This window comes from Thiocapsa sp. (genome assembly GCF_018399035.1).
GTDB lineage: Bacteria > Pseudomonadota > Gammaproteobacteria > Chromatiales > Chromatiaceae > Thiocapsa.
Map to the genome: position 1 here is coordinate 3,194,656 of NZ_CP073760.1, position 21,252 is coordinate 3,215,907.

The following is a 21,252-nucleotide window of genomic DNA, read 5'->3' on the forward strand; positions in this document are numbered from 1 at the left end:
GGGGCGCTCCTTTGGCGCGGGTGTGGGCGACTGAAGTCGCCCCGGCAATAGGATTACTCGGAAATCACCGAAATAACGGTTTAAACATCAGTCAAAGAACTCGACGAGAGAACACCTTTGCCACCGTTGTCGTTGTCGTTGTCGTTGTCGTTGTCGATGAGGAAAACGTTTTGGTGGTTCGGTGCTCAACTTATTTCCGACACCGTCCCCTACCGAATCGACGCCTTGCGCCACAGACGCTGAAGCAGGGCGCTCTGCCGCACGAAGGCATCGGCATCTTCCGCATGGACATGGAGCGCCCGGACGACGGCGTCCGGGTCCTCGCCCGTCGCCACCGCGATCGCGTGGGCCAGCGCCGCGTCGTCGAGCCCGCCGAGGTCCGGGCGGCGCCGTCGCCAGAGCGCGATGACCCGTCGGCGGGTGGGCTTGATCAGATGATCGGACTGTCCGTGTCGCCAGAGAAAATCGGCGCTCGCGTCCAGGTGTTCGAGGAGATCGCGCCGGTCTCGGCCCGGCACCGACCGGAGCGGTCCGAGCCGAGCACCCGCCGACCAGGCCCAGGCGAGCAGACACAAGGCGCCGGCGATCACCGCATAGGGCGCCGCGGACCAGACCACCGCCCCGATCCAGGGCATCTCGCGGTCGTAGAGCAGCCAGACGGTGCCGCCGGGCGCGGGGGCGACGAGGACTGCCATATAGAGCGCATGGTCGTGCTCGCCGATCGCCGCGTTGGTCATGAAGCGATCGTCGGCGAGCACGACGAACGCTCCGTCGCCCACGGGCAGTTGCACCATGCGCAGCCGATCGCCAGCAATGACCGCCATTTCAGGCTCGGCAGTCGTCACCAGAGAGCGTTCCGACGAGAAGGCCACCCTGAGCGGGTGCCCCTGATCCTCGACCGGAATCTCGGCGAGGACCTCCGTCGGCCCATCGACCTCCTCGGTGCTTAAGCGGACCCCGTACCCGGCGATGAGGTCGCCCTCCTCCGCGGCCCCGGGACCCGACTCGCGCGCCGTGACCACCAAGCGCCCGCCGTCCGTCATCCATTGATCGAGCGCCCGACGGCGCTCGGGCGCGCGAGACCCCGGGTGGCGCACGACCAACGTATCGGTCGAGGGCGGTAGCAGTCGTAGACGCTCGCGCCCGCTTTCGCTCGACACCGGGATCTCCAGACGCGCCAGAAAGCGCTCCGCTGCGAGGAAGGGGTTGCGCCTGGCCTCTTCCGAAGGACCGATCTCGATCTCCAGGGTCCTGCGCTCGAGCTGACTCAGGACGGTGCCGATCAGGGCGACGACGACCAGGATCAGCCCGGCGACCACCAGCCTGAGGACGCGGCGTTCAGGCGTCATGAGGCGCTCCCGGATCTCGGGTCGGCTCGGTCGGCTCGGTCGGCTCGGTCTGCAGATCCCGAGCACGACACCAGTCGTCGAGCAGCGCCAACAGCTCGGCGCCGGAAGGCTGCCGATGCGCGTACGCGACCCGGCTCCAGTGTACGGTCAAGCGGGTCATGAGACCGACGTGCGGGGCCGGCAGGGCCTGCGCCGCCAATGCCAGACAATCGCCTTCGGTCGCACCCGCCGGGATCGCGACACCCTGCCGGGCGAGCTCGGCGAGGCTCGCGCGGTACAACAACGCGAGGGCCGCGCGATGCTCGCCCTTGTCGATCAAGCCGCGGACGCTCGCCGGAATGTCGTCGGGAAACGGCTCCGCGCCGAGATGACCGATCAGGATGGTCGTCCCGTCTGCGTCGCCTCGCCGTCCCCGCCTTGATCCACGCCATCGGCGTCGACCCCACAGCCCCCCCTGAATCACCCGCAGCGCCAGCCAGACGAGCGAGGCAAGGGCGAGAACAATGAGGGACCACTTGAGGATCTCGGCGAGCCTCACCGCCAGTGCGCCGAGGTCGCTCGGCCAGGTCCAGCCCTCGACGGGCTCGACCGGATCGCGCTCGACCGGCAGCCAGAGCGTCACCTCTTGCGTGCCGCCGAAGTCCTCGTCCGCAAGGATCTCCCGGATGAGGACCTGTGCCTCGTCCCGATCAAGAACGGTTTCAAGACCGGCTTCAAGCGCCCCATCCGGAGCGGCATCGTGCGGTGCCAACGCCTCCGCGGTGGGGCTCGGCATGGACAGCACCAGTCCAACGGCCAAGAGGCCGGCCAAGGTCAGACTCAAGGCTCCGCGGGCGGTCGCCTCCTGCTCGTCGCGGGCACGGCGAAACGCCAGCTCCAGATCCCATGCCTCCAGCTCGGTGCGACGGGTCAGATAGAGGCCGAAGCCGGCGCAGACGTAAAAGGGCGCGATCACCGAAAAGGCGAATAGATAAACAGCGGCGCTGAGCCAATAGACCGGGGAATCGGATTCGGTCACGGCAGCGTTCAGATCGAGACGGGGCAGCTCCTCGGGGACCAGGAAGACCAGTGCGAGCAGCACGCCGCCCCAAAGGATGGCCTCGAAGTGATAGCAGATCAGGGTCAGCCAGGTCGGCGCGCCGATGCCGTGGCTCAAGACCGCACGCCGGCGCCGGGCCTCAGCACCGCTCAGACCCTCCAGAAGCGTGACCGGCATCAGGAAGGAGCGACGCAATCCGAGTCGCCGCCACAGGAGCAGGGGCAGGAGGTGTCGCGTGAAGGCGGCGCGGATGATGCCGACACGCTCGGCCGGCTCCGGGCGCTCGCCGAGCAGGGCACGGCCCGCCCAGACCTGCAGCGGCGCCTCGTAGAGCGGCTTGCACCACCAGACGGCGACCAGCCAGAGGTCCGGCCGTCCGCCGGTCAGCACTGCCAGGAGCACGGCGACCGGCAGCGCGGTGATCCACCAGAGGATCCAAAGCGACAGGAACCACTGTCGTCCCAGCGCAAAGCCGAGATCCACCCCCTCCCAGGGGCGACGCGGGCGCAGACGCGCGCCGATGGCGTCAAGGCGCATCGTCGCCCGCTCGTCCGGCCAGCGCGAGGTAGATCGCGACCAGGACCCACCCGAGGACACCGACGCCGTATTTCAGCGCCGAAGGCGCAGGGCCTGCCGACCAGAAGGCCTCGATCACCGCGGCAAAGACCAGCAAAACCGCCGCACCGCCGACAAGGATCACGGCATCGCGCGCGTTCGCTCGGAGTGCGGCGAGTCGGGTGCGCTGCCCGGGGGCGAGGAGTGCCTGACCGAGCAGCAATCCGGCCGCGCCGCAGATGGCGATCGCGGTCAGCTCGTAAGGCCCGTGACCGCTGACGAAGGGCCAGAAGGTGGCACCGTAATCCAAGCGGGTCAGGTGTCCGGCGACGGCGCCGATGGACAAGCCGTTCACGAGCAGGATGACCAGGCTGCCGAGACCCAGGATCAGGCCGCCGGCAAAGGTGCGAAACCCGATCCCGACGTTGTTCATGACATAGAAGCCGAACATGGCCACGTCCGTGTCCGCCTGCCGCTCGCTGCCGCGCCCCGGTGTGTGCCGAGCGGGGTCATAGAGCGACTCGAGCTCCGCGACCTGCTCGGCATCGAGCAGGCTGTAGACGAGATCCGCATCCTGATGAACGGCGATGCCCATGCCGATCATCGGCAGGAAAAACAGTGCCGCCGCGATCCAAAAGACCGCCGAATGGCGACGCAGGGTCCGGGGAAACTGCCTGGCCATGAAATCGAGCGTGGCGCGCAACGGGGCCGATCCTCGCCGATAGAGCTGGCGGTGGCCCCGCCGCACCAGCCCCTCGAGCTCGGCGATCAACCCGGGGCTGTAGCGCCGACTGCGGGCCAGCGCGTAGTCGCTGCACAGACGTCGATGCAGCTGCGGAAAGGACGACAAGGTCGGGACATGTGCCCGCCGCTGCCGCGGGTTCTCGAGTGCGTCGAGCATGGCGCGGTAATCGGTCCAGATCGGCGACGCGGCGGCCTCGAAGGCATCCTGTTTCATCCGCGGCCGTCCGGCGCCCCGCGCGCGAGCCATGCGGCCCAGGCGTTGAGCTGCGCGACGGCGGCATCGCCCCGCCGGCCGACGCCGCCCGCAAGGATCTCGGCCAGCTCGATCCGGCGTGCATCGGAAAGGGTATGACCGCGCTCGGCGAAGGCCAGGATCGCCTGTTGCGCCTCGACCGGCAGACCGGCGGGCGGGGCTTGTGCAGCGACCTGCGGGATGCTCGGTTTCGCCGGCGGCGGATCGGCATAGACCACCAGGGTGCCGGCGGCCAGATCGCCGAGACGGCGGAAATCGCGATCCACCAGCATACTGACGAGCCCGACGCCGTAGAGCATCGGGAGAAAGTCCACGGCACGAAGCAGATTGCGGATCAGGGATGCAGGCAACCGCACGGGTGTCCCGTCGTCGTGCACCACCATCAGGCCCATGGCCCGCTTGCCCGGTGTGGCGCCGCTGCGCACCTCGAAGACCACGGGATAGAGCCATTCAAGCCCGAAGACGGCGAGCAGGATCAGGCCGGTGCCGAAGCCGGAAAAGGCCGCGAGCGGCAGCACGACGAGCAGGAGCGCGAAGCGGATGACGAGATCCAGAAGGTAGGCGATGGCGCGCGGAGCCGGACCGGCGACCCGCAGCGCAAGGTCGACACCTTCCGGTGTCTCGTGCAGCCGAACGGTATCGATGGGGGTCGGCATAATCCGTTCGGGGTGAGGGTCAGGTCAGGTCGGGGCAGGTCAGGTCAGGTCAGGTCAGGTCAGGTCAGGTAGCGTCCCGCTCCCCGGCATACAGCGCGAGCGGGAAACACTCGGTAATCAGGATGACCGGACGCCGATCGATGATGATGCGATAGGTTCGGCATACGGCACGGCCGCCGTCGGAGCTCACCTCCATGCCGACATCCAGAACCTCGCGATAGCTCTCCAGACCACTGTCGCGAATCAGCACGCCGATACCGATCTCGCGATCGATCAGGCGCTGGCGAAAGCCGGACGGGATCAGCTCGGTACGGATCAGCGAGAACGCCTCGGCAAAACTGCGGCCCGAATCCGTTCCGCGCAGCCGCGCATTGCGGATCAAACAACGATCGCCGGAAACGATCTGGATCGCGGGAACGGGCTCCTCGGCGGTCTCGAAACGCTGCTCGAGCGTATCGACCGCGACGGGCTCCCAGAAATAGGCCTCGAGGATCTTGGTCACGGTCCCGTCCGTCACCAGGAGTGCACGCAGGAAGGACGGAAGCGCCATCAGCGGCACCGGATCCCCGAAAGGGGCGGGGATGACGCCGTCGCGGACGAATCCGTCGCAACGAAAAGATTCCTGAGCGGATCGCGCGCCCTGGTCCTGCACTGAACGACCGTAAAAACGGCGCATCTGGATCTCCTGCGAGCCGACGAGGGCGGCTTTCCGACGGATCATCGGCGTGATCGACCGGGCACAATTCTGCCCCACGAGGGTGCGGCGTTCCAGTGCGGACGGACGGCAACACTCCATGTCGATAGACCGATCGCCGCCGCTCTGCGCTCCGGCGAACGATCTCGATCCGCCGCCGAAAAAAAACTCCCGGGCTCCGACGTTGCGGACTTGATACGTGGCTAAATTTGCCTCAATCTGTACAGTGACCCGCACCTGAGGCCGGCGCCTCGCACTCCTCGGAGTGAGGTAAAAGCAACAAGCGCGAGATCAGTGACCTACCTCGGCCCCGAGCGTCCCGGCACCGTCGGGCGGGACCAGGTCGGAGGTTCGGAAAAACCCGCGGTTATGTGTTATATACATAAGGGCCTAGTGGCCAACTTTGGAGATTTAAAACGATGACCAAGATTGTCAAGCTCGCTTCCCTGTCCGCTGTTGCCGTTCTCGGCGTTTCCTTGCTGGGCGGTTGTACGACGACCGACCAGACCGCTCGCGACATGGCTCAGCAAGCCATGGACACTGCCAACAGTGCCCAGGCTTGCTGCAACGCCAACACCGAGCGTCTTGACCGCATGTATCAGAAGATCATGGGCAAGTAAGACCCTTCCGAGGGACTGCGCCGGCTTCCCACGAGTTGTGGGATGCCGGTGTCTTCTTTAACCGCACGCTCGACCGCCTCCCAGTCGATTTTCACACCTTCGGTGTCCTTCACCCATTGAGGGATGACCTCTCTCGCGCTCCGTCGCACGCTCTTCTCGCCGGTTTGAACCTCCAGGTAAAGCTCGTCGCCACGCCACCCGACCTTGTAGGGTTGGTCGATGATGTTCACCGGCGTCGTGATGTCGGTCAAACCATATAATTCCTCGATACCCTCGGGGTACATGCGGATGCATCCGCCGCTGACTTCCATCCCGAGGCCCCAGGGTTGGCTGGTCCCGTGGATCAGGTAATCCGGATTGCTCAGCCGCATGGCATACTCGCCCAGCGGATTGTCGGGGCCCGGCGGTACCGTCGGCGGCAGGATGTGGCCGCGGGCGGCATGGTTCGCGCGCGTCATCGGGCCGGGTGTCCAGGTCGGCTTCTCGCGCTTTTCGATCACCTTAAAGCTGCCCAGCGGCGTGCTCATCGCGTCCTTGCCCACGGTGATGGCATAAATGCGCACCTCGTTGGGGTCATTCGGCGGGAAGTAGTAGAGCCGCTTTTCGGCGCGATTGACCACGATGCCGGTCCGTGGTGCATCCGGAAGCACGTAAAAGGCCGGAACCATCACGGGCGTACCCTCGCCGGGCATCCAGATATCCACCTTGGGGTTGGCTTGACGCATGTCGTCGAACCCCAGTCCATTGTGGCGCGCGATATCCAGCAAGGTATCCTGGGCACGCGCATTGAAGTAGAAGGGAACCCCCACCACCGAATCGTTCGGGTTCTCGATGCGGAAAGTCTCGGCGCCGGCCCCGTCGATGACCCCGACGCCCAACACGGATGCGCAGACCGCGGTGGCGATCCACGCGCCTTTGCGTCGGCCAAGATCAAAATCGCTCATAGACTCTCTCGCTTCTGTATCGGTTGAAATCGGATGAAGAAATTGTCGCGATTGTCGCACGTCCGCAACATCGGCGTCGCCGCCCACGTCGATGCGGGCAAGACCACGCTGACCGAGCGAATCCTCTTCTACACCGGCGCCTCCTACAAGATCGGCGAGGTCCATGACGGTGCTGCCCACATGGACTACATGGCCGAGGAGCAGCAACACGGCATCACCATCACCGCCGCCGTCACGAAGGCCCCCTGGCGAGAGCACCTGCTGCAGGTCGTCGACACACCCGGTCATGTCGACTTCACGATCGAGGTGGAGCGCGCCATGCGCGTCCTCGACGGCTGCATCCTGGTGCTCGACGGGGTACGGGGCGTAGAGCCTCAGACCGAGACGGTCTGGCGTCAACGCACCCGCTTCAATCTGCCCGCCATCTTCTTCGTCAACAAGATGGATCGCCCCGGGGCGGACTACCGACGGGCGCTCGACGCGGTCAGGCGACGCCTGAAGATCGAGCCGGTCGCCATCACCTTTCCGCTCCCGGAAGAGGGCGCGGTCGTGGATTTGATCGAGCGAAGGCGAATTGGTTTCCTCGGCGAGCAGGGGGATGCGCTCGCAACCGAGCCGTGCCCGGACGCGCTCTGGGAGGCGCTCTCGGATCTGCGCGAGTCTCTGTATCTGGCCGCAGCGGAGATGGACGAGGGCCTGGCCGATGGCGTCTTGGCCGGCGAGGAGCCCCCGCCCGAGGCCCTGCGCGCCGCGATCCGTCGCGGCACGCTGGCGGGCCGCTTCTGCCCCTGCTACGGCGGGAGTGCGCTCCGCAATCTCGGGGTTCAACCGCTGCTCGACGGGGTGGTCGATTTCCTGCCCGCCCCGCTCGACCGACCGTCCGCACATGCCGTGCTGCCGGACGGGACCGAGGTCGAGATCGCCATGGGCACCGAGGGTCCGCTGGCGGCCCTCGCCTTCAAGGTCCAACTCTGGGACGGACGCCGTCATGTCTTCGCGCGGATCTATCGCGGGACCTTGGCGCCGGGCGACGCGGTGGAGGTGCCGACCCCGAGCGGCGGGGCTCGGCGCGAGCAGGTCGCACGTCTCTTCGACGTGGATGCCGGCAAGAAGACCCGCATCGATCGGGCCGAAGCCGGCGAGATCGTCCTCCTGGCCGGACTGCGTCACGCCTCGACCGGCGATACACTCTGCGCCCCCGGCCACCTGCTGAGCCTCGAACGGATCGAGGCCCGCGCGCCGGTGCTCGGGCTGGCAATCGAGCCCGCCGCCGGCACGGACGAAGAGAAGCTGCTCGAGGTCTTGGACAAGGTGCAGCAGGAGGATCCGACCCTGCGCGTCGAGGAGGACCCCGAGACCGGCCAGCGACTGTTGCGCGGCATGGGGGAGTTGCACCTTCAGATCGTGCTCGAGCGCATCCAGCGCGAGTTCGGCGTGCGGATCCGCAGCGGCCGACCGGCCGTCGCCGTGCGCGAGACCATCCGCCGGCCGGCATCGGCGGATGCCCTCTTCGCGCCGCCGCCGACGCCCGATCCGCGTCAGCAGGATCTCATGGCGCGCGTCGCACTCGCGATCGAGCCGCTCGCGCGAGGGGCCGGCGAGCGGGTTGAATGGGCCGCGCGCGTCATCCCCGAAGGGGCGGAGCCGAGCACGGCGCAACGCGAGGCGATCGAGCAGTCGCTGCGATCGACCCTGGCGGCCGGACCCTTGCTCGCCGCCCAGGTGCAGGACATCCTGGTGCGGATTGCCGAGGTCGAGCTTTTCGGCGCGGCCTCGACCCCCGAGGCGCTCGGCGCAGCGGCATCCAAGGCACTGCGCCAAGCGCTCGAACGCGCCGAGCCGGCGGCGATGCATCCGATCATGCGGGTCGAGGTCGTCATCCCCGAGCCGAGTCTCGGCACGGTCTTGGGCGATCTACAGGCACGACGCGCCCTGATCCAGGGCACCGAGTCCGTCGGCGAGGACGTCGCCATCCGCGCGGAGGCCGCCCTCGAACCCCTGCTCGGCTATGCCACGGCGCTGCGCAGCCTCACCCAAGGGCGGGGGCAGTTCAGTATGGAGTTCAACCGGTTCGACGTCTAAACCGCGCCAACTCCAACGGCCGTCAAGTCTGCCGGGGCCGAGCCCATCCAATAAGACTGCATACCGCTTCGGGCGCGGTTTAACTCGTGACGGGGTCAGACTTTGAGGCTGCGCGGGCGGGTGATGGAGATCAGCTGAGCACTGCCGCACGGCAGCGCGCTCCAATCGTCCGGCATCTCCAGTCGGGCGACGGTGGCGGTGGGGAGGAGCTTGCCGTCGTCCGGGATCTCCAGGTCCTCGCCGACCAGATGCATGAGGAGCTCCTCGAGACCCGGGTTATGGCCGACCAGCAGGACGATCGCCGCCTCGGGGGAGCAGCGCCCGAGCACGGACAAGAGCTTCGGGACCTCGGCCTCGTAGATGTCGGCATCCCAGAGGATCTGTTTTTTCTTGATGTCGAGACACTTGCAAGCCTTCGACGCGGTCTGTTTGGCGCGCTCGGCCGGGGAGCTTACGACCAGATCCGGGACCAAGCCCTCCCGATAGAGCCAGGCTCCGACCTTGGGTGCGTCGCTCTTTCCACGCTTGGCCAAAGGACGGTCGAAGTCGCTCGTGACGACCGAGTCCCAATCGGACTTGGCGTGTCGCAGGATGAGAAGCTCTCTGGGCATGGAGAAGAAGGGGTCGGCGTAACTCAAGCAGATGTCGGACAAATCTTTGGTCGCGGTACCGGGCTTTTTAACATATCCGTCATCTTCAAGGAAATGAGGATGCCCCGCGCCGCGCACACAAGCCCTTAACGCACCGCCGCCAGCAGCCGATCCATCATCCCTTTGGCCTGTGCGAGATAGCCTCCGCCGAAGAGGTTGAGGTGATTCAAGACATGGTAGAGATTGTAGAGGATCCTGCGCGTGCCGTACTCGGGCGGCAGCGGCCAGGCGTCCCGATAGGCCGCGTAGAAGTCGGACCCGAAGCCGCCGAAAAGCTCGGTCATGGCCAGATCCGTCTCCCGATCGCCGTAATAGACAGCCGGATCGAAGATAACCGGCTCGCCTTCGCGGGTTGCGCCGATGTTGCCGCCCCAGAGATCGCCGTGCAGCAAAGACGGCGCGGGACGGTGGCCGATCAGGTCGTCGAGGACCGCCATCAAGCGCTCGCCGGAGTCCGACAGCGCCCGGCCGTGGCCGTTGCGGACCGCCAGATCCAGCTGGTACCCGAGCCGATGGACACGCCAGAAATCGACCCAGTCGGAGGCGCGGGCATTGCACTGGGGGGTGGACCCGATCGTGTTGTCGCGATGCCAGCCAAAGTCGGGCGCGGTGCATCGATGCAGCTGAGCGAGTCGGCGGCCCGCCTCCGCGCCGTCCAAGCGCCCGGCGAGATCCAGATGCTCGATGGCCAGATAACTCTGGGTGCCCGCGATGCCGGTGCAGATAGGCTCTGGAACCCGGATCGTATTCGCCGCGCGCAGGGCGGCGAGGCCCTCGGACTCCGCCTCGAACATCGCCAGCCGGTCGGCGCTGTTGAGCTTGACGAAATAGGCCCGCGCACCGTCGGCGAGGACGACCGCGCGATTGATGCACCCGCCTCCGACCGATTGCTCTCGCTGGATCCGGAAAGGCCGGCCGGTCGCACTCGCGATATGGCGCGCGATCGTTTCGCGATCATTCACCGGGATTGCTCACCCTGATCAGGTCACCGGATGACGCAAGCCGATCACTTTGCGGGCTCACTCGCCGGGCTCATTCACCGGGGTCTCGTCGACACCCCGAGCGGCACGCCGATGCAAGGGGCTCGAGCGCGGAAAGTGGGCGCGCAGGAAGGCCATCTGATCCGCCAGGACGTGGCGCCCCATCAGGAAGATGTACTCGGCGTGCGTCGGCGTGAAAGGCACGGCCAACAACTCCATGCCCGCCGCTTCGGGCGTTCGCCCGGCCTTGAAGTTGTTGCAGCGCAGACAGGCGGTCACGACGTTGTTCCAGACATCCTTGCCGCCGCGACTGGTTGGACGCACGTGATCGCGCGACAGATGACGCCCCGAGAAGCGGCTGCCGCAATACATGCACATGTGGTCGTCGCGGTGAAACAGGGTGCGGTTCGACAGGGGTGGTGCATAATCGTCCTGAAGCTTGTTCAGGGCATGATGGGTTCCGTAGGTCGCGATGATGGAGTGGATCTCCAAGCGACTCTGTCGATGGGTGCTCGAATTGATCCCGCCGCGCAGCTCGAACAAGGCATCCCCGCAGGCATAGGCCACCTGCCCGAGGAAATACAGCCGGGCGGCAACCCGGTAGTCCACCCATTCCATCGGCATACCCGCCAAATCCGTTCGCAGTACCTGTTGAGTCAATGACCACATAGCGGCGTTACGGCTCGGAATTTGCGAGCATGATACACAGTTGACCCTCTCGCGCAACCCGGCGTCGTCACGCGTTTTGAGTCGATTTGCGAAAAATTCGGTTTCCGAAGGATGTGCCGATGTCCAGGAAGCACAAGGTGCGCCGACGGTTGGTTCAACTGCCGGATCTAAACCGCGTCTCACCGAGATCGAGGGCATCTCCAAAGCCAAACGCAAAACGAAAATGACGCATGTCGCTCTGGACGCGGTTTAGGTTAAACGACTGATCATTCACAGCCGCCGCGCATGCACGCGAAGGCGCTCGGCGACGCTTCGCAGCGCCCCGGACGAAGCGCCGGGGCAATACGCAACACATTGATTAAAAGCATGTTTAAAAATTGGCCAAAAAGTTTCCAAACGAACAAAACCGTAACAACCACGCCTGCTCGCATCGGCTTTACACCAGTCATCCCCAGACTTATCCACAGAAATTGTGAGTTGCTCGGGTTTCATGTTCCGCGACAAGTGATTGCCGGTGTTTCCTAGCCAAGCGAGGACGTCCCGCGTCTAATCGACGACTGCCGCCCGTCCCCAAAATCCCGTACTCGGAAAAAGCGCTCAACCAACGTGCCGTCTGCCCCACTCGGAACACCCGGCTCGATCCTGCGTGTCGCCGTCGCTGCGCCGCTGATGGATGCCTTCGATTATCTGCCGCCGGCTCCGGCATCGGACGGCTGCTCGGCAACGCCGTCACTGTTGCCCGGTCAGCGTGTGCTGGTGCCCTTCGGACAAGGTCGGCGCGTGGGCATTTTGCTCGAGCTGCGCGACACCTCCGATCAGGATCCCGTGCGCCTGAAGCCGATCGAGCGTCTCCTCGACCCGGGCCCCGTTTTGAGCACGGCCGACCTGACCCTGATCCGCTGGGCGGCGGACTACTACCGGCAGCCGATCGGCGAGGCCCTCTTCAGCGCACTCCCCGCCCGTCTGCGCCAGGCCAAACCCATCCTGGACGAGCAAGTCCCGGGCGTCTCGGCGACACCCACCGGTCGGACCCTGGACCTCGAGACGCTGCGGCGGGCGCCGAAACAGCGCGCGCTTTTGACCCTCGTCAGGTCCGTACCCGAGGGGATCGCGGTGGCCGATCTGACCGTATGCCTGGGCCCTTGCGCCGCGACGCTGCGCAGCCTGCGTGCACGCGGCCTGCTGGAGACCTGCCGCCTCGCGCCGGCGGGGCCCGTCACGCACGCGCCCCGCGCCGAGCGCGCCCCCGGTCCCGAGCTCAATGCCGATCAGGCCGAGGCGCTGCGTCGGGTCGCGGCCGCGCTCGGCGGGTTCAGCCCCTTCCTGCTCGACGGCGTGACCGGCAGCGGCAAGACCGAGGTCTATATCCGTCTGATCGAGGCCGCCGCCGCCCGCGGCGCCCAAACCCTCCTGATCGTTCCCGAGATCGGCCTGACCCCGCAGCTGCGCGAACGCTTGACCGCGCGACTGCCCGACCCGCCCGCCGTGCTGCACTCCGGGCTCGCCGCCGGAGAACGCGAGAGGGCCTGGCACCGCGCCGCCTCCGGGCGTGCAGGCGTCGTGCTCGGGACCCGCTCGGCGGTATTCGTGCCCCTGCCGCGGCTCGGCCTGATCCTGGTGGACGAGGAGCACGACGCCTCGCTCAAGCAGCAGGAGGGCTTCCGCTACTCGGCGCGCGATCTCGCCGTGCGACGCGCCCAGCTGGTCGGTTGCCCGGTCGTTCTCGGCTCGGCGACGCCGTCGCTCGAAACGCTCAACAATGCGCAGACCGAGCGCTACGGCTGGTTGCGTCTGCCGCAGCGCGCGGGTGCCGCCTGCACGCCGCGAACCTCGCTGCTGGACATCCGCAATCAGCCGCTCCAAGCCGGGCTCTCCGCGGTCCTGCGCGAGGAGATGCGTACCGAGATCGCCGCCGGCAATCAGGTGCTCCTCTTCCTGAACCGCCGCGGCTATGCCCCCGTGCTCACCTGTCACGCCTGCGGTTGGGTCGGCGACTGTCCGCATTGCGACGCGCGACTCACGCTCCACCTGGCCCGCCGACGCCTCTGGTGTCACCACTGCGGTTGGACGCGGCCATTGCCCGACGTCTGTCCGGACTGCAAGGGGACCGACCTGCGCATGCTCGGACGCGGCACCGAGCGACTCGACGAAGAGCTGCGCCCCCTGTTTCCGGGCGTCGGCATCGCTCGGCTCGACCGGGATACCACCCGACGTCGCGGCGAGCTGGCCCGCCTCCTCGACGAGGTCCGGCGCGGCGATGTGCAGATCCTGCTCGGCACGCAGATGCTGGCCAAAGGACATGACTTCCCCGGCGTGACCCTGGTCGGGATCCTGGATCTCGACCACTCGCTCTACGCAAGCGACTTCCGCGCACCGGAACGCACCGCGCAGCTGATTGTGCAGGTCACCGGACGCGCCGGACGCGCCGAGCGCCCCGGACGGGTCGTCCTCCAGACCCGCCACCCCGAGCACCCGCTGCTCCAAAGTCTCTTGCACGACGGTTACAGGGGCTTCGCGACCACGGCCCTTGCCGAGCGACGCGAGGCCGAGCTGCCGCCGTTCAGCCATCTCGCGTTGCTGCGCGCCGAGGCCCCGGCCGTCGAAACCGCAACGGACTTCCTGAATCAGGCCCGCCTGATTGCCGAAGGGTGCACTGCCGAAGGCCGCGCCGAACCGCTCGCCGAGACCGGGGTGCAGTGCTACGGCCCGGTCCCTGCCCCGATGGAACGCCGGGGCGGACGCTACCGCGCGCAGCTCTTGATCCAATCGTCACAACGCCCGCGGCTCCAGCGCTTTCTCGCCGGCTGGAGCCTCGCCCTGCGTGCCTTGCCCAGGAGCAAAGGTCTGCGCTGGTCGCTGGACGTGGATCCGCAGGACATGTACTGATGTTCGGGTCGTTGCTGTTGCCGAGTGTCGCTGTAGCGGTGACTTTACTCGCCCATACCTGTTCGGGCAGTCGATGTTGCAGAGCGTCGCGCCGAAAGCACTGTCAACCTCGATCGCCAGGCTCACGGAATGAGCCACCGATCGCCGCAGACTGTTCCCGGATCCACCATCGACGGAGCTTGCCATGGCCATGAATCGATGCCAGTGGTTTCCGGCCGCCCCAACGGGGCTCACCACGCGAGCCCGGGGCAACGCCCCGGGATTACGATCCTCATCAGGTTAAGCCCTGAAGGGGCGGCCGATGCCTCCGCGTGTACGAATGTCAACACAACGAAGATGCTTCGAATCAAGTCGATCCTATCGACATCTTCTTAAATACTGCTTTAATAGATATTATTGGGTAACCTGCATGACATCGCTCGGTTCGGACCCGAAGATAATGAAATAATATTACATTATCCGAAAGACCAATCGGGTGTTCATCGGACGGATATCGTCGTCGACACCCGCCAAACATCGGAACACCGACAAGACGTAGAACACAGCCCAAACCATCGATTACCGCCTCGAACCGATCGCGTAGGACAGCTCTATCCCGAGCACAAGGAACCAAGGGAAAGCTAGCGATGGCCCTAGATGCCGGCGTGCACCAGACCAATACGACCGAGACCGACAGGTCCGAAACCCACGGGATCCGGATCGTCATCCTCGACGACCAACCCCTCGTCCTGTTGGGCATCGAACACTTATTGGCCGACGAGCCGGATATCAGTATCCAGGCGTCTTGCACCGATGGTACTCAATGTCTCGAAGCCGTTCGCCAAAACCAACCGGACATCCTGATCCTCGATCCATCGCTCCCGGACAACGCCGGGTTGACGGCCCTCCGGATCCTGGCACGCGACTGGCCCACGATAAAGACCATCATCTTTACCCGATCCCTGACAGAGACCGAATTGCTCCAGGTGATGCACCTGGGTGTTCAGGGCGTCGTGTTGAAACAAATGCCGCCCGAAATGCTTGTTCAGTGCCTTCGAAAGGTCCATGCCGGCGGTCAATGGCGTGAAAATATATCCTTCGGTCTGGCATTCGACTTGATGCTCAAGCGGGAACGTCGGCAGCCGGGGGGCGCCGCGCTCCTGACCCCGCGAGAGACCGAACTCACGCGTCTGGTGGCTGCCGGATTGGACACCTGTGCGATCGCCGCTCGCCTCAACATTGCGCAGGGGACGGTCAAGGTTCACCTGCACCGGATCTACACCAAGCTCGGCCTCCGCAACCGAGTCGCCTTGACCAATTTCGCCAGAGACAAAGGGTTGATCTGATCGACCGGCTTGCCCGAACCGACGGCGCCGGGCGACTGCGCCTCGGGCGGGAACATCGACTAAACCGCGTCCAGAGCGGAATGCGTCATTTTCATGTTGCGTTTGGCTTTGGAGATGTCATGGATCTCGGTGAGGCGCGGTCTAAAAGTTAATCTTTTTAATACTTTAAACCGCGCCAGCTCCGACGACTGTCGGAGCTGGCGCGGCCAAGCCACTTCAACACATGACGCATACCGCACCGAGCGCGGTTTAGTAGACGTGCTCGATCACCGAAGGCACCCCGATCCGCTTCACCCCGTCGATCTCGACACCCTCCCAAGGCGAGGCATCGGGGAGGAGGCCGATTTGATCGTCATGCAGCCACTCCAGCACGACGTCGCTGTCGCTCGATGATGCGAGCGCGCCGCTGGCCCGATCGACCCTCACCTGCACCATGCCCGGCGGCACGTCCGGGATCGCCTCCGGACGTCCTGCCAAGACGTGCCCCTTAAAATCCATCCACATCTCGATCGCGGCTTGCCCGCCGGTCTCCCCGGAACCCAAGGGCGAAAAATCGTCGAAGCCCATCCAAGCAACGGTTGCAAGGTCCTTCTGATAGTCGCAAAACCAGGAATCACGCACCTGGTCGCTGGTGCCCGTCTTACCGGCAAGGTCATCGCGGCCCAGCTCACGAGCGCGCGCGCCCGTACCGACCCGCACGACATCCTGCAGCATGGCGTGCATCTGATAGGCCTCCGGCGCACGCAGCACCCGCTGCGCCGCTCGGCCCGAGGCAGGCCCCCCGGATCGTTCGCCGCCGAGCGCCCGGGCTCGCGAAACCAGCACCCCTCGCAGGCCCGCCGGGGCGCGGCTTCGAAGACCGGCTCACCGCCTGCCTTCTCGATGCGTCGGATCAGATAGGGCTCGATCCGATAGCCGCCGTTCGCAAACACGGGGTCTTGTAATCATGTACCGAGCGGGAGAGAAACGATCAAGTTCTGCACCCCCCGTCATGATGGAGTGACGTGACGGTGAATGCGCTGAATGCGCTCCTCGGGTGAGCCTGCCCGAGACAATCGGTCCCGAATGCGATGCCCTCCGGCATCGGGCGCTGTCGCGCATCGAGCCCCCCCTCGGGCCACATCGTTACCCACAACTCTCCCCGTCGGCAGTGCGCTGGGCTTCCAAAGCGAGCACGAAATCGGCAGCCCGCTGCAGTCCGATCCAGATCGTCTGGGGTCCGGGAAAGCCATCACGCTTGCGGTTGAGGAACCCGCCGAGGCCGGCGACCATGCGGACCATCCGATCGAGCGACGGCGGGGTCTCGGGTGGCGGCTTGCGTTGGGTCACCAGGTAGACCGCCTGCCATTCGGCCTGATCGAAGACGACATCGCAAGGCATCTCGGGACAGTCGCGTCCGAGCATGGTGAGCAACAGCACGCGCCAGGCGATGATCATGTAGAACGCCAGTGCCGGCTCGAGACGTTCGCGCTTCTCCAGCTGCAGTTCTTCGATACGACAGCCGCTTTTGAGGATTCTGAAAAAAATCTCGATACCCCATCACGAAAACCGCCGTAGATGCGTTTTTGACAACCCCCCAAACGTCGCCAATACTGGATTGTAGGGCGTTGTTGGAACTTGCGAAATGGCTGGATCACCGGCATGACGCGCAAGGCTCCGATCCACTGGAGCACACTGCCGCCGCGGCAGCGAGAGCGCCTGATTGTCCTGCTGAGCCGCTTGGTCGAACACCGGCTGAGCGCAGTCGGGACGGCAGAGGAGAACGCCGATGAGCACCGTCCTCTCGCCCGTGTACCGTGCGCCGGCCAACCCGACGTACGGGAAGATCCAGTCCTCGCATCTGCAGCGCCAAGCCGTGGTCTACGTGCGCCAATCCACGCTGCAGCAAGTGGAGCGCCACCAGGAGTCGACCCGGCTGCAGTACGCCTTGGTGGATCGGGCGGTGGAGCTGGGCTGGTCCCCCTCGCAGATCCTTCTGATCGATGAGGACCTGGGCCGTTCCGGGGCGAGCGCCGAGGGTCGGCCCGGCTTTCAGCGTCTGATGGCCGAAGTCGGTCTGGATCATGTCGGCATCGTCCTCGGCATCGAGATCTCGCGCTTGGCGCGCAGCTCGCGGGACTGGTATCAATTGCTGGAGGTGTGCGGACTGTTTAATACCCTGATCGGGGATGCCGACGGGATCTATGATCCGCAGACCTACAACGACCGGTTGCTGTTGGGACTGAAGGGGACGATGTCGGAAGCGGAGCTGCACATCCTCGAGCAGCGCATGCTCGAGGGCAAGCGCGCGAAGGCCCGCCGCGGAGAGCTGCACTCGCTGCTGCCGCGCGGCTATGTCCGCGCGCCATCCGGAGAGGTGATCAAGGATCCGGACGCGCAGGTTCGGGGCGTGATCGAGACGGTGTTTCGGCAGTTCCAACGGTGCGGCACGATCAACGGGGTTCTGCGTTATCTGGTCGACCATCACATCCAACTGCCCGATCGCGTGCGCAGCGGTCCGCGCACCGGCGAGCTCGATTGGCGTCGCCCCAACCGCGTGACGCTGAGCAACCTGCTGCACAACCCCATCTACGCCGGTGCCTACGTCTACGGACGTCGCCCCACGGATCCACGCCGTCGCCAGCCGGGACGCCCCTCGACCGGGCGTACGGTCGCGCCGCCGCAGCAGTGGGAGGTGCTGATCAAAGATCACCTGCCGGCCTATATCGCCCGGGACCAATACGAGCACAATCTGCGGCAGCTCGCGGCCAATACCGCCCAAGCCGGCGGCGTGGTCCGTGCGGGTCCCTCGTTGTTGTCGGGTCGCCTGATCTGCGGTCGCTGCGGGCTCGCCATGGCCACGCAGTACACCAACAGCGGATCCGGATTGCGCTACGTCTGCAGCCGCGAGGCGGTCGACTACGGGGCGCCGCTGTGTCAAGCGCTCGCCGGTGCGCCCCTGGATGCCCTGATCGGGCGGTTGGTCTTGGAGGCGCTGCAGCCGGCTGCGTTGGAGATCAGCTTGCAGGTCGCCGACGACCTGCAAGCCGAACGCGACCGCCGGAATGCCCACTGGCTACAGCGCCTGGAGCGCGCCCGTTACGAAGCCGCGCGTGCCGAGCGGCAGTATCGCGCGGTCGAGCCGGAGAATCGGCTGGTGGCGCGCACCCTGGAACAGGATTGGGAGGCCGCCCTGGCCGCGCAGGATCAGCTCGAGGCCGAGTATGCGCGATGCATGGCGAGCGAGCCGACCGCGTTGTCGGCCGAGGAGCGCACGCGGATCCGCCAACTCGCCGGCGATCTTCCCGCCCTCTGGACCGCCGAGACCACCGGCAACGACGAGCGCCAAGCCATCGTGCGACTGCTCGTGGAGCGGGTCATCGTCACGGTCGTCGACGACAGCGAGCAGGTCGCCGTGGAGGTGCACTGGATCGGCGGTCACCACACCCGGGAACGCCTGACCCGCCCGGTCGCGCGCCTGGAGCAGCTCAGTACCTATCCCGAACTGGCGGCGCGTGTTCTATGCTTACATCAAGAGGGGCAGACCTGTGCGCAGATCGCGCGGCAACTCAATGCCGAGCAGTGGCATCCGGCGAAACGGCGGCAGACCTTCAACGCTGCGATGGTCGCCACGCTGCTCGCCCGTCAGGGTGTCGCGGCGGGTTCGTCGACACGGCGACAAGCGCCTTGGGTCGATCGGCAGGCCGACGAATGGAGCCTGCGCGAGTTGGCGCTGGAACTGGAGATGCCGTCGGTCACCCTGTTCAGCTGGCTGCGCAGAGGCGTGCTGCAGGCCCGCCGGGTCGAGCGGGGCGGTCAGCGCCAATGGTTGATTTGCGCCGACGCCGCCGAGGTCGAGCGCCTGCGTGCCCTGCGCAGCGTCCCCCGCCGCTGGGCACGGCATGTCCGCATCGGGAGCGACGATCCCTCGGTCGACCCCGCCTGAGTGATTTATGGAGGCACCATGTCTGGTCAATCTCAATTTGCCATCGGCACAGGTACCAACTGATTTTCTCCAGCGCTTGCTCGGGCGTGGTCACGGGCAGGTTGGTCAGCAGCAACCATTCGACGGGGTCCTCACCGGGTGGCGGTTGGAGCTCGGTGGCGAGGATAGCGGTGATCTCGATCTCGGCCAGCTTGCGATCGCGCCGATACGGGGCCGGCAGCTTCAGGCGCACGGCCTTGATCTGCTGGTGGACGGTGCGGGCGGTGCGTCCGTTGCCGCCGGGTTGATCGAAGCAGGTTTCGGTGAGCACCGGGGCCTGGTCTAAACGCTGGCGTAAGGTCTCGGGATTGCCCTCGGCGTCCTTGCCGAGGACGCGGTCGTGCTGGCCGCGTACCAGCCAGTCGGCACCGGTGTCCGGGCACGGGGCCTCGACGAACAGCTCGTAGATGTCGGCCTCGCGATCGGCGAGATAGGTCAGGCGCGTCTCGGGCAGTTGCTCGGCCAGTTCGTTCACCCGCGCGAAGCCGTCGATCCAGCGCAGGCTTTCCTTCTCTTCGATCGGGCGAGCGGCGTCCTTGGGCTGGGCGAGGCTGCCGGGCTCACGCACCCAAGTGTGGGCATGGAGCAGGCCCAGCGCCAACCGATCGGGGGTGACCGCCAGGGTGGGATGCAGGTACAGCCCCCGGCGGGTTTCATAGTTGAGCGGCCCCGGGCCCTGGATATCGTTCTTGCCGGTGTAGTCGAGCTCCGAGGTGTCTTCGATACACAGCACCCGTGGGTGCTCGCGCATCCGCTCGACGGTGCAGGCAATGTGCGGAGCGAGCACCGCCTCGGCGCTGACCGCGGCATGATCAAACAGCCGGTAGGCCGCGCGGGTCTCGCCCCAGCCACCGCACGCGCTCGGAAGACTCAGCATCGGTTTCTCACCCAGGCGTTGCAGCACCCGCCGCGCGCGACGATTCAGCCGCACGTCACCCAGATCGATGTCCGCCAACTCCGCCACCAGCGCGCTCATGCCGCCACCCCCAAGGCGCGGCGGAAGTCCGCGCGCAGCGGGTAGACGAAGACGCCCTTGCGCGGCAACGTCGCGCGATGGGCGACATCGCACTTGCCCCGCCCTTGCGTCTCGCCCAGGTACTGCCAATTGGCTGCCGCGTAACAGGTTCCGCGGTAGCGCGCCAACTCCACAAAGGTCTCCAGCAGCACCGGCCGCTCGCCGTAGCGCTCGGCAAAATCGCTGCCCACCCGCCGTGCCGCGAGCCCCAACACCTTGGAGGCCAAGTGCTGCACGCGAATCCACGGCAGCAGCAGAAAGCGGGCATTGTTCACCACCGCGCCCAGGCGCGCTTCGCGCTGCAACCGGTCCCAGCCGATCCAGGCATCGCGCACGCCGACCTTCCAGGCCGCCGCCCCGAAGCCCAAGGCGCCGAGCAGACCTTGATCCGATTCGATCAGGTAGCGCATCTGCGCCCCCGGCAGCGGACTGTAGCCGAGGTAGTGGTAGCGATCGATGAGGCCGTTCCATAACCGCGAAGCCGCCTTCTCGCGCACCACGCTCAGGCGCACACCCGAGAGCCCATCCACCCGACCGTCCAGGGGACGCTCAGGCGGCCACAGCACCGCCGCGTGCGTCAGTGCGCGCCCATTGCCATTGCCCCAGCGCGGTGCCGGCAACTCGATCAGGCCCGCCCGGTGCAGCCGCAACAGCCCCACCCGGGCGCTCATCAGCTTCGGCTCACCCAGCGCGTTCGTCCACTCCAGGGCCCGGCACACCCGCCGGGCAATCTCGGCACGATTCGCCGGCTCGGCACGGCCGATCTCCTCTCGGATCACCTCCAGATCGGCTGCGCTCAACGCCCGCCCACACAGTTTCTCCGGCCT

General features: G+C 66.1%; 18 protein-coding genes and 1 pseudogene. 5 read left to right on the plus strand and 14 right to left on the minus strand.

Annotation, left to right across the window (positions count from 1 at the left end):
* Positions 1 to 209: 209 nt before the first annotated feature.
* From KFB96_RS14500 to KFB96_RS14520, 5 genes are all read right to left on the minus strand, one after another.
* A complete protein-coding gene (locus KFB96_RS14500; protein ID WP_213457771.1) occupies positions 210 to 1,349 on the minus strand; it encodes a DUF4350 domain-containing protein in 1,140 nt (379 codons plus the stop codon).
* Entirely contained in the window at positions 1,339 to 2,925 is a 1,587-nt protein-coding gene (locus KFB96_RS14505; protein ID WP_213457770.1) for a DUF4129 domain-containing protein, read from the minus strand. The genes KFB96_RS14500 and KFB96_RS14505 overlap by 11 nt, the downstream gene beginning before the upstream one ends.
* Entirely contained in the window at positions 2,915 to 3,901 is a 987-nt protein-coding gene (locus tag KFB96_RS14510) for a stage II sporulation protein M (RefSeq protein ID WP_213457769.1), read from the minus strand. Before KFB96_RS14510 ends, KFB96_RS14505 begins: the two co-directional genes overlap by 11 nt.
* Complete coding sequence (locus KFB96_RS14515; RefSeq protein WP_213457768.1) at positions 3,898 to 4,596, minus strand: RDD family protein; 699 nt, start codon at positions 4,594 to 4,596, stop codon at positions 3,898 to 3,900. The genes KFB96_RS14510 and KFB96_RS14515 overlap by 4 nt, the downstream gene beginning before the upstream one ends.
* Before the next feature lie 64 nt (positions 4,597 to 4,660).
* Positions 4,661 to 5,272 (minus strand): chorismate pyruvate-lyase family protein, encoded by a 612-nt coding sequence (locus KFB96_RS14520; protein ID WP_213458226.1) that lies wholly within the window; start codon positions 5,270 to 5,272, stop codon positions 4,661 to 4,663.
* 437 nt (positions 5,273 to 5,709) lie between these two features.
* On the opposite strand from KFB96_RS14520, the gene KFB96_RS14525 reads away from it, so the two are divergent.
* Complete coding sequence (locus KFB96_RS14525; RefSeq protein ID WP_213457767.1) at positions 5,710 to 5,910, plus strand: alanine-zipper protein; 201 nt, start codon at positions 5,710 to 5,712, stop codon at positions 5,908 to 5,910.
* On the opposite strand, the gene KFB96_RS14530 is transcribed toward KFB96_RS14525, so the two are convergent.
* The gene (locus KFB96_RS14530) at positions 5,889 to 6,854 is read right to left on the minus strand and encodes a L,D-transpeptidase family protein (RefSeq protein ID WP_213457766.1); all 966 of its coding nucleotides are present in this window, start codon (positions 6,852 to 6,854) and stop codon (positions 5,889 to 5,891) included. The two genes, KFB96_RS14525 and KFB96_RS14530, sit on opposite strands and share 22 nt — an antisense overlap.
* A 33-nt stretch (positions 6,855 to 6,887) precedes the next feature.
* On the opposite strand from KFB96_RS14530, the gene KFB96_RS14535 reads away from it, so the two are divergent.
* Positions 6,888 to 8,936 (plus strand): translation factor GTPase family protein, encoded by a 2,049-nt coding sequence (locus KFB96_RS14535; RefSeq protein ID WP_213457765.1) that lies wholly within the window; start codon positions 6,888 to 6,890, stop codon positions 8,934 to 8,936.
* Between the two features lie 95 nt (positions 8,937 to 9,031).
* On the opposite strand, the gene KFB96_RS14540 is transcribed toward KFB96_RS14535, so the two are convergent.
* The 4 genes from KFB96_RS14540 to KFB96_RS14555 all read right to left on the minus strand — a co-directional run bounded on the left by KFB96_RS14540 (position 9,032) and on the right by KFB96_RS14555 (position 11,684).
* Positions 9,032 to 9,547, minus strand: coding sequence for a histidine phosphatase family protein (locus KFB96_RS14540; protein WP_213458225.1), 516 nt, complete (start codon positions 9,545 to 9,547; stop codon positions 9,032 to 9,034).
* Positions 9,548 to 9,672: 125 nt separating this feature from the next.
* Positions 9,673 to 10,548, minus strand: a complete 876-nt coding sequence (locus KFB96_RS14545) for a fructosamine kinase family protein (protein WP_213457764.1) — start codon at positions 10,546 to 10,548, stop codon at positions 9,673 to 9,675.
* Positions 10,549 to 10,605: 57 nt separating this feature from the next.
* Positions 10,606 to 11,235 (minus strand): HNH endonuclease, encoded by a 630-nt coding sequence (locus KFB96_RS14550; RefSeq protein ID WP_213457763.1) that lies wholly within the window; start codon positions 11,233 to 11,235, stop codon positions 10,606 to 10,608.
* A 266-nt stretch (positions 11,236 to 11,501) separates the two neighbouring features.
* Positions 11,502 to 11,684 (minus strand): hypothetical protein, encoded by a 183-nt coding sequence (locus KFB96_RS14555; RefSeq protein WP_213457762.1) that lies wholly within the window; start codon positions 11,682 to 11,684, stop codon positions 11,502 to 11,504.
* Positions 11,685 to 11,841: 157 nt separating this feature from the next.
* Here KFB96_RS14555 and KFB96_RS14560 point away from each other — a divergent pair, with 157 nt between their 5' ends.
* Both KFB96_RS14560 and KFB96_RS14565 read left to right on the plus strand, forming a co-directional pair.
* Positions 11,842 to 14,121: a primosomal protein N' gene (locus KFB96_RS14560; protein ID WP_213457761.1), complete on the plus strand. Its 2,280-nt coding sequence runs from the start codon at positions 11,842 to 11,844 to the stop codon at positions 14,119 to 14,121.
* Positions 14,122 to 14,747: 626 nt separating this feature from the next.
* On the plus strand, positions 14,748 to 15,446 hold the full coding sequence (locus tag KFB96_RS14565) for a response regulator transcription factor (protein ID WP_213465085.1): 699 nt from the start codon (positions 14,748 to 14,750) through the stop codon (positions 15,444 to 15,446).
* 249 nt (positions 15,447 to 15,695) lie between these two features.
* Here KFB96_RS14565 and KFB96_RS14570 read toward each other — a convergent pair whose 3' ends face one another.
* Both KFB96_RS14570 and KFB96_RS14575 read right to left on the minus strand, forming a co-directional pair.
* Positions 15,696 to 16,169 carry a hypothetical protein gene (locus tag KFB96_RS14570; RefSeq protein WP_213457759.1) on the minus strand — a complete coding sequence of 158 codons (474 nt, stop codon included), beginning with the start codon at positions 16,167 to 16,169 and terminating at the stop codon, positions 15,696 to 15,698.
* Between the two features lie 402 nt (positions 16,170 to 16,571).
* Positions 16,572 to 16,883, minus strand: coding sequence for an IS4 family transposase (locus KFB96_RS14575; RefSeq protein WP_300970304.1), 312 nt, complete (start codon positions 16,881 to 16,883; stop codon positions 16,572 to 16,574).
* Positions 16,884 to 17,214: 331 nt separating this feature from the next.
* Between KFB96_RS14575 and KFB96_RS26835 the strand changes: the two are divergent.
* Positions 17,215 to 18,336, plus strand: a pseudogene (locus tag KFB96_RS26835) (recombinase family protein); the annotation flags it as partial.
* A gap of 853 nt (positions 18,337 to 19,189) precedes the next feature.
* On the opposite strand, the gene KFB96_RS26840 reads toward KFB96_RS26835, so the two are convergent.
* A complete protein-coding gene (locus KFB96_RS26840; protein ID WP_213457758.1) occupies positions 19,190 to 20,386 on the minus strand; it encodes an IS4 family transposase in 1,197 nt (398 codons plus the stop codon).
* On the minus strand, positions 20,383 to 21,225 hold the full coding sequence (locus KFB96_RS14585; RefSeq protein WP_300970306.1) for a DUF4338 domain-containing protein: 843 nt from the start codon (positions 21,223 to 21,225) through the stop codon (positions 20,383 to 20,385). The genes KFB96_RS26840 and KFB96_RS14585 overlap by 4 nt, the downstream gene beginning before the upstream one ends.
* Positions 21,226 to 21,252: the final 27 nt, after the last annotated feature.

Coding starts and splice junctions, on each gene's coding strand:
- KFB96_RS14500 (WP_213457771.1), bottom strand. CDS start 1,349: ATGACGCCTGAACGCCGCGTCCTCAGGCTGGTGGTCGCCGGGCTGATC.
- KFB96_RS14505 (WP_213457770.1), bottom strand. CDS start 2,925: ATGCGCCTTGACGCCATCGGCGCGCGTCTGCGCCCGCGTCGCCCCTGG.
- KFB96_RS14510 (WP_213457769.1), bottom strand. CDS start 3,901: ATGAAACAGGATGCCTTCGAGGCCGCCGCGTCGCCGATCTGGACCGAT.
- KFB96_RS14515 (WP_213457768.1), bottom strand. CDS start 4,596: ATGCCGACCCCCATCGATACCGTTCGGCTGCACGAGACACCGGAAGGT.
- KFB96_RS14520 (WP_213458226.1), bottom strand. CDS start 5,272: ATGCGCCGTTTTTACGGTCGTTCAGTGCAGGACCAGGGCGCGCGATCC.
- KFB96_RS14525 (WP_213457767.1), top strand. CDS start 5,710: ATGACCAAGATTGTCAAGCTCGCTTCCCTGTCCGCTGTTGCCGTTCTC.
- KFB96_RS14530 (WP_213457766.1), bottom strand. CDS start 6,854: ATGAGCGATTTTGATCTTGGCCGACGCAAAGGCGCGTGGATCGCCACC.
- KFB96_RS14535 (WP_213457765.1), top strand. CDS start 6,888: ATGAAGAAATTGTCGCGATTGTCGCACGTCCGCAACATCGGCGTCGCC.
- KFB96_RS14540 (WP_213458225.1), bottom strand. CDS start 9,547: ATGCCCAGAGAGCTTCTCATCCTGCGACACGCCAAGTCCGATTGGGAC.
- KFB96_RS14550 (WP_213457763.1), bottom strand. CDS start 11,235: ATGTGGTCATTGACTCAACAGGTACTGCGAACGGATTTGGCGGGTATG.
- KFB96_RS14555 (WP_213457762.1), bottom strand. CDS start 11,684: ATGACTGGTGTAAAGCCGATGCGAGCAGGCGTGGTTGTTACGGTTTTG.
- KFB96_RS14565 (WP_213465085.1), top strand. CDS start 14,748: ATGGCCCTAGATGCCGGCGTGCACCAGACCAATACGACCGAGACCGAC.
- KFB96_RS14570 (WP_213457759.1), bottom strand. CDS start 16,169: ATGCACGCCATGCTGCAGGATGTCGTGCGGGTCGGTACGGGCGCGCGC.
- KFB96_RS14575 (WP_300970304.1), bottom strand. CDS start 16,883: ATGATCATCGCCTGGCGCGTGCTGTTGCTCACCATGCTCGGACGCGAC.
- KFB96_RS26840 (WP_213457758.1), bottom strand. CDS start 20,386: ATGAGCGCGCTGGTGGCGGAGTTGGCGGACATCGATCTGGGTGACGTG.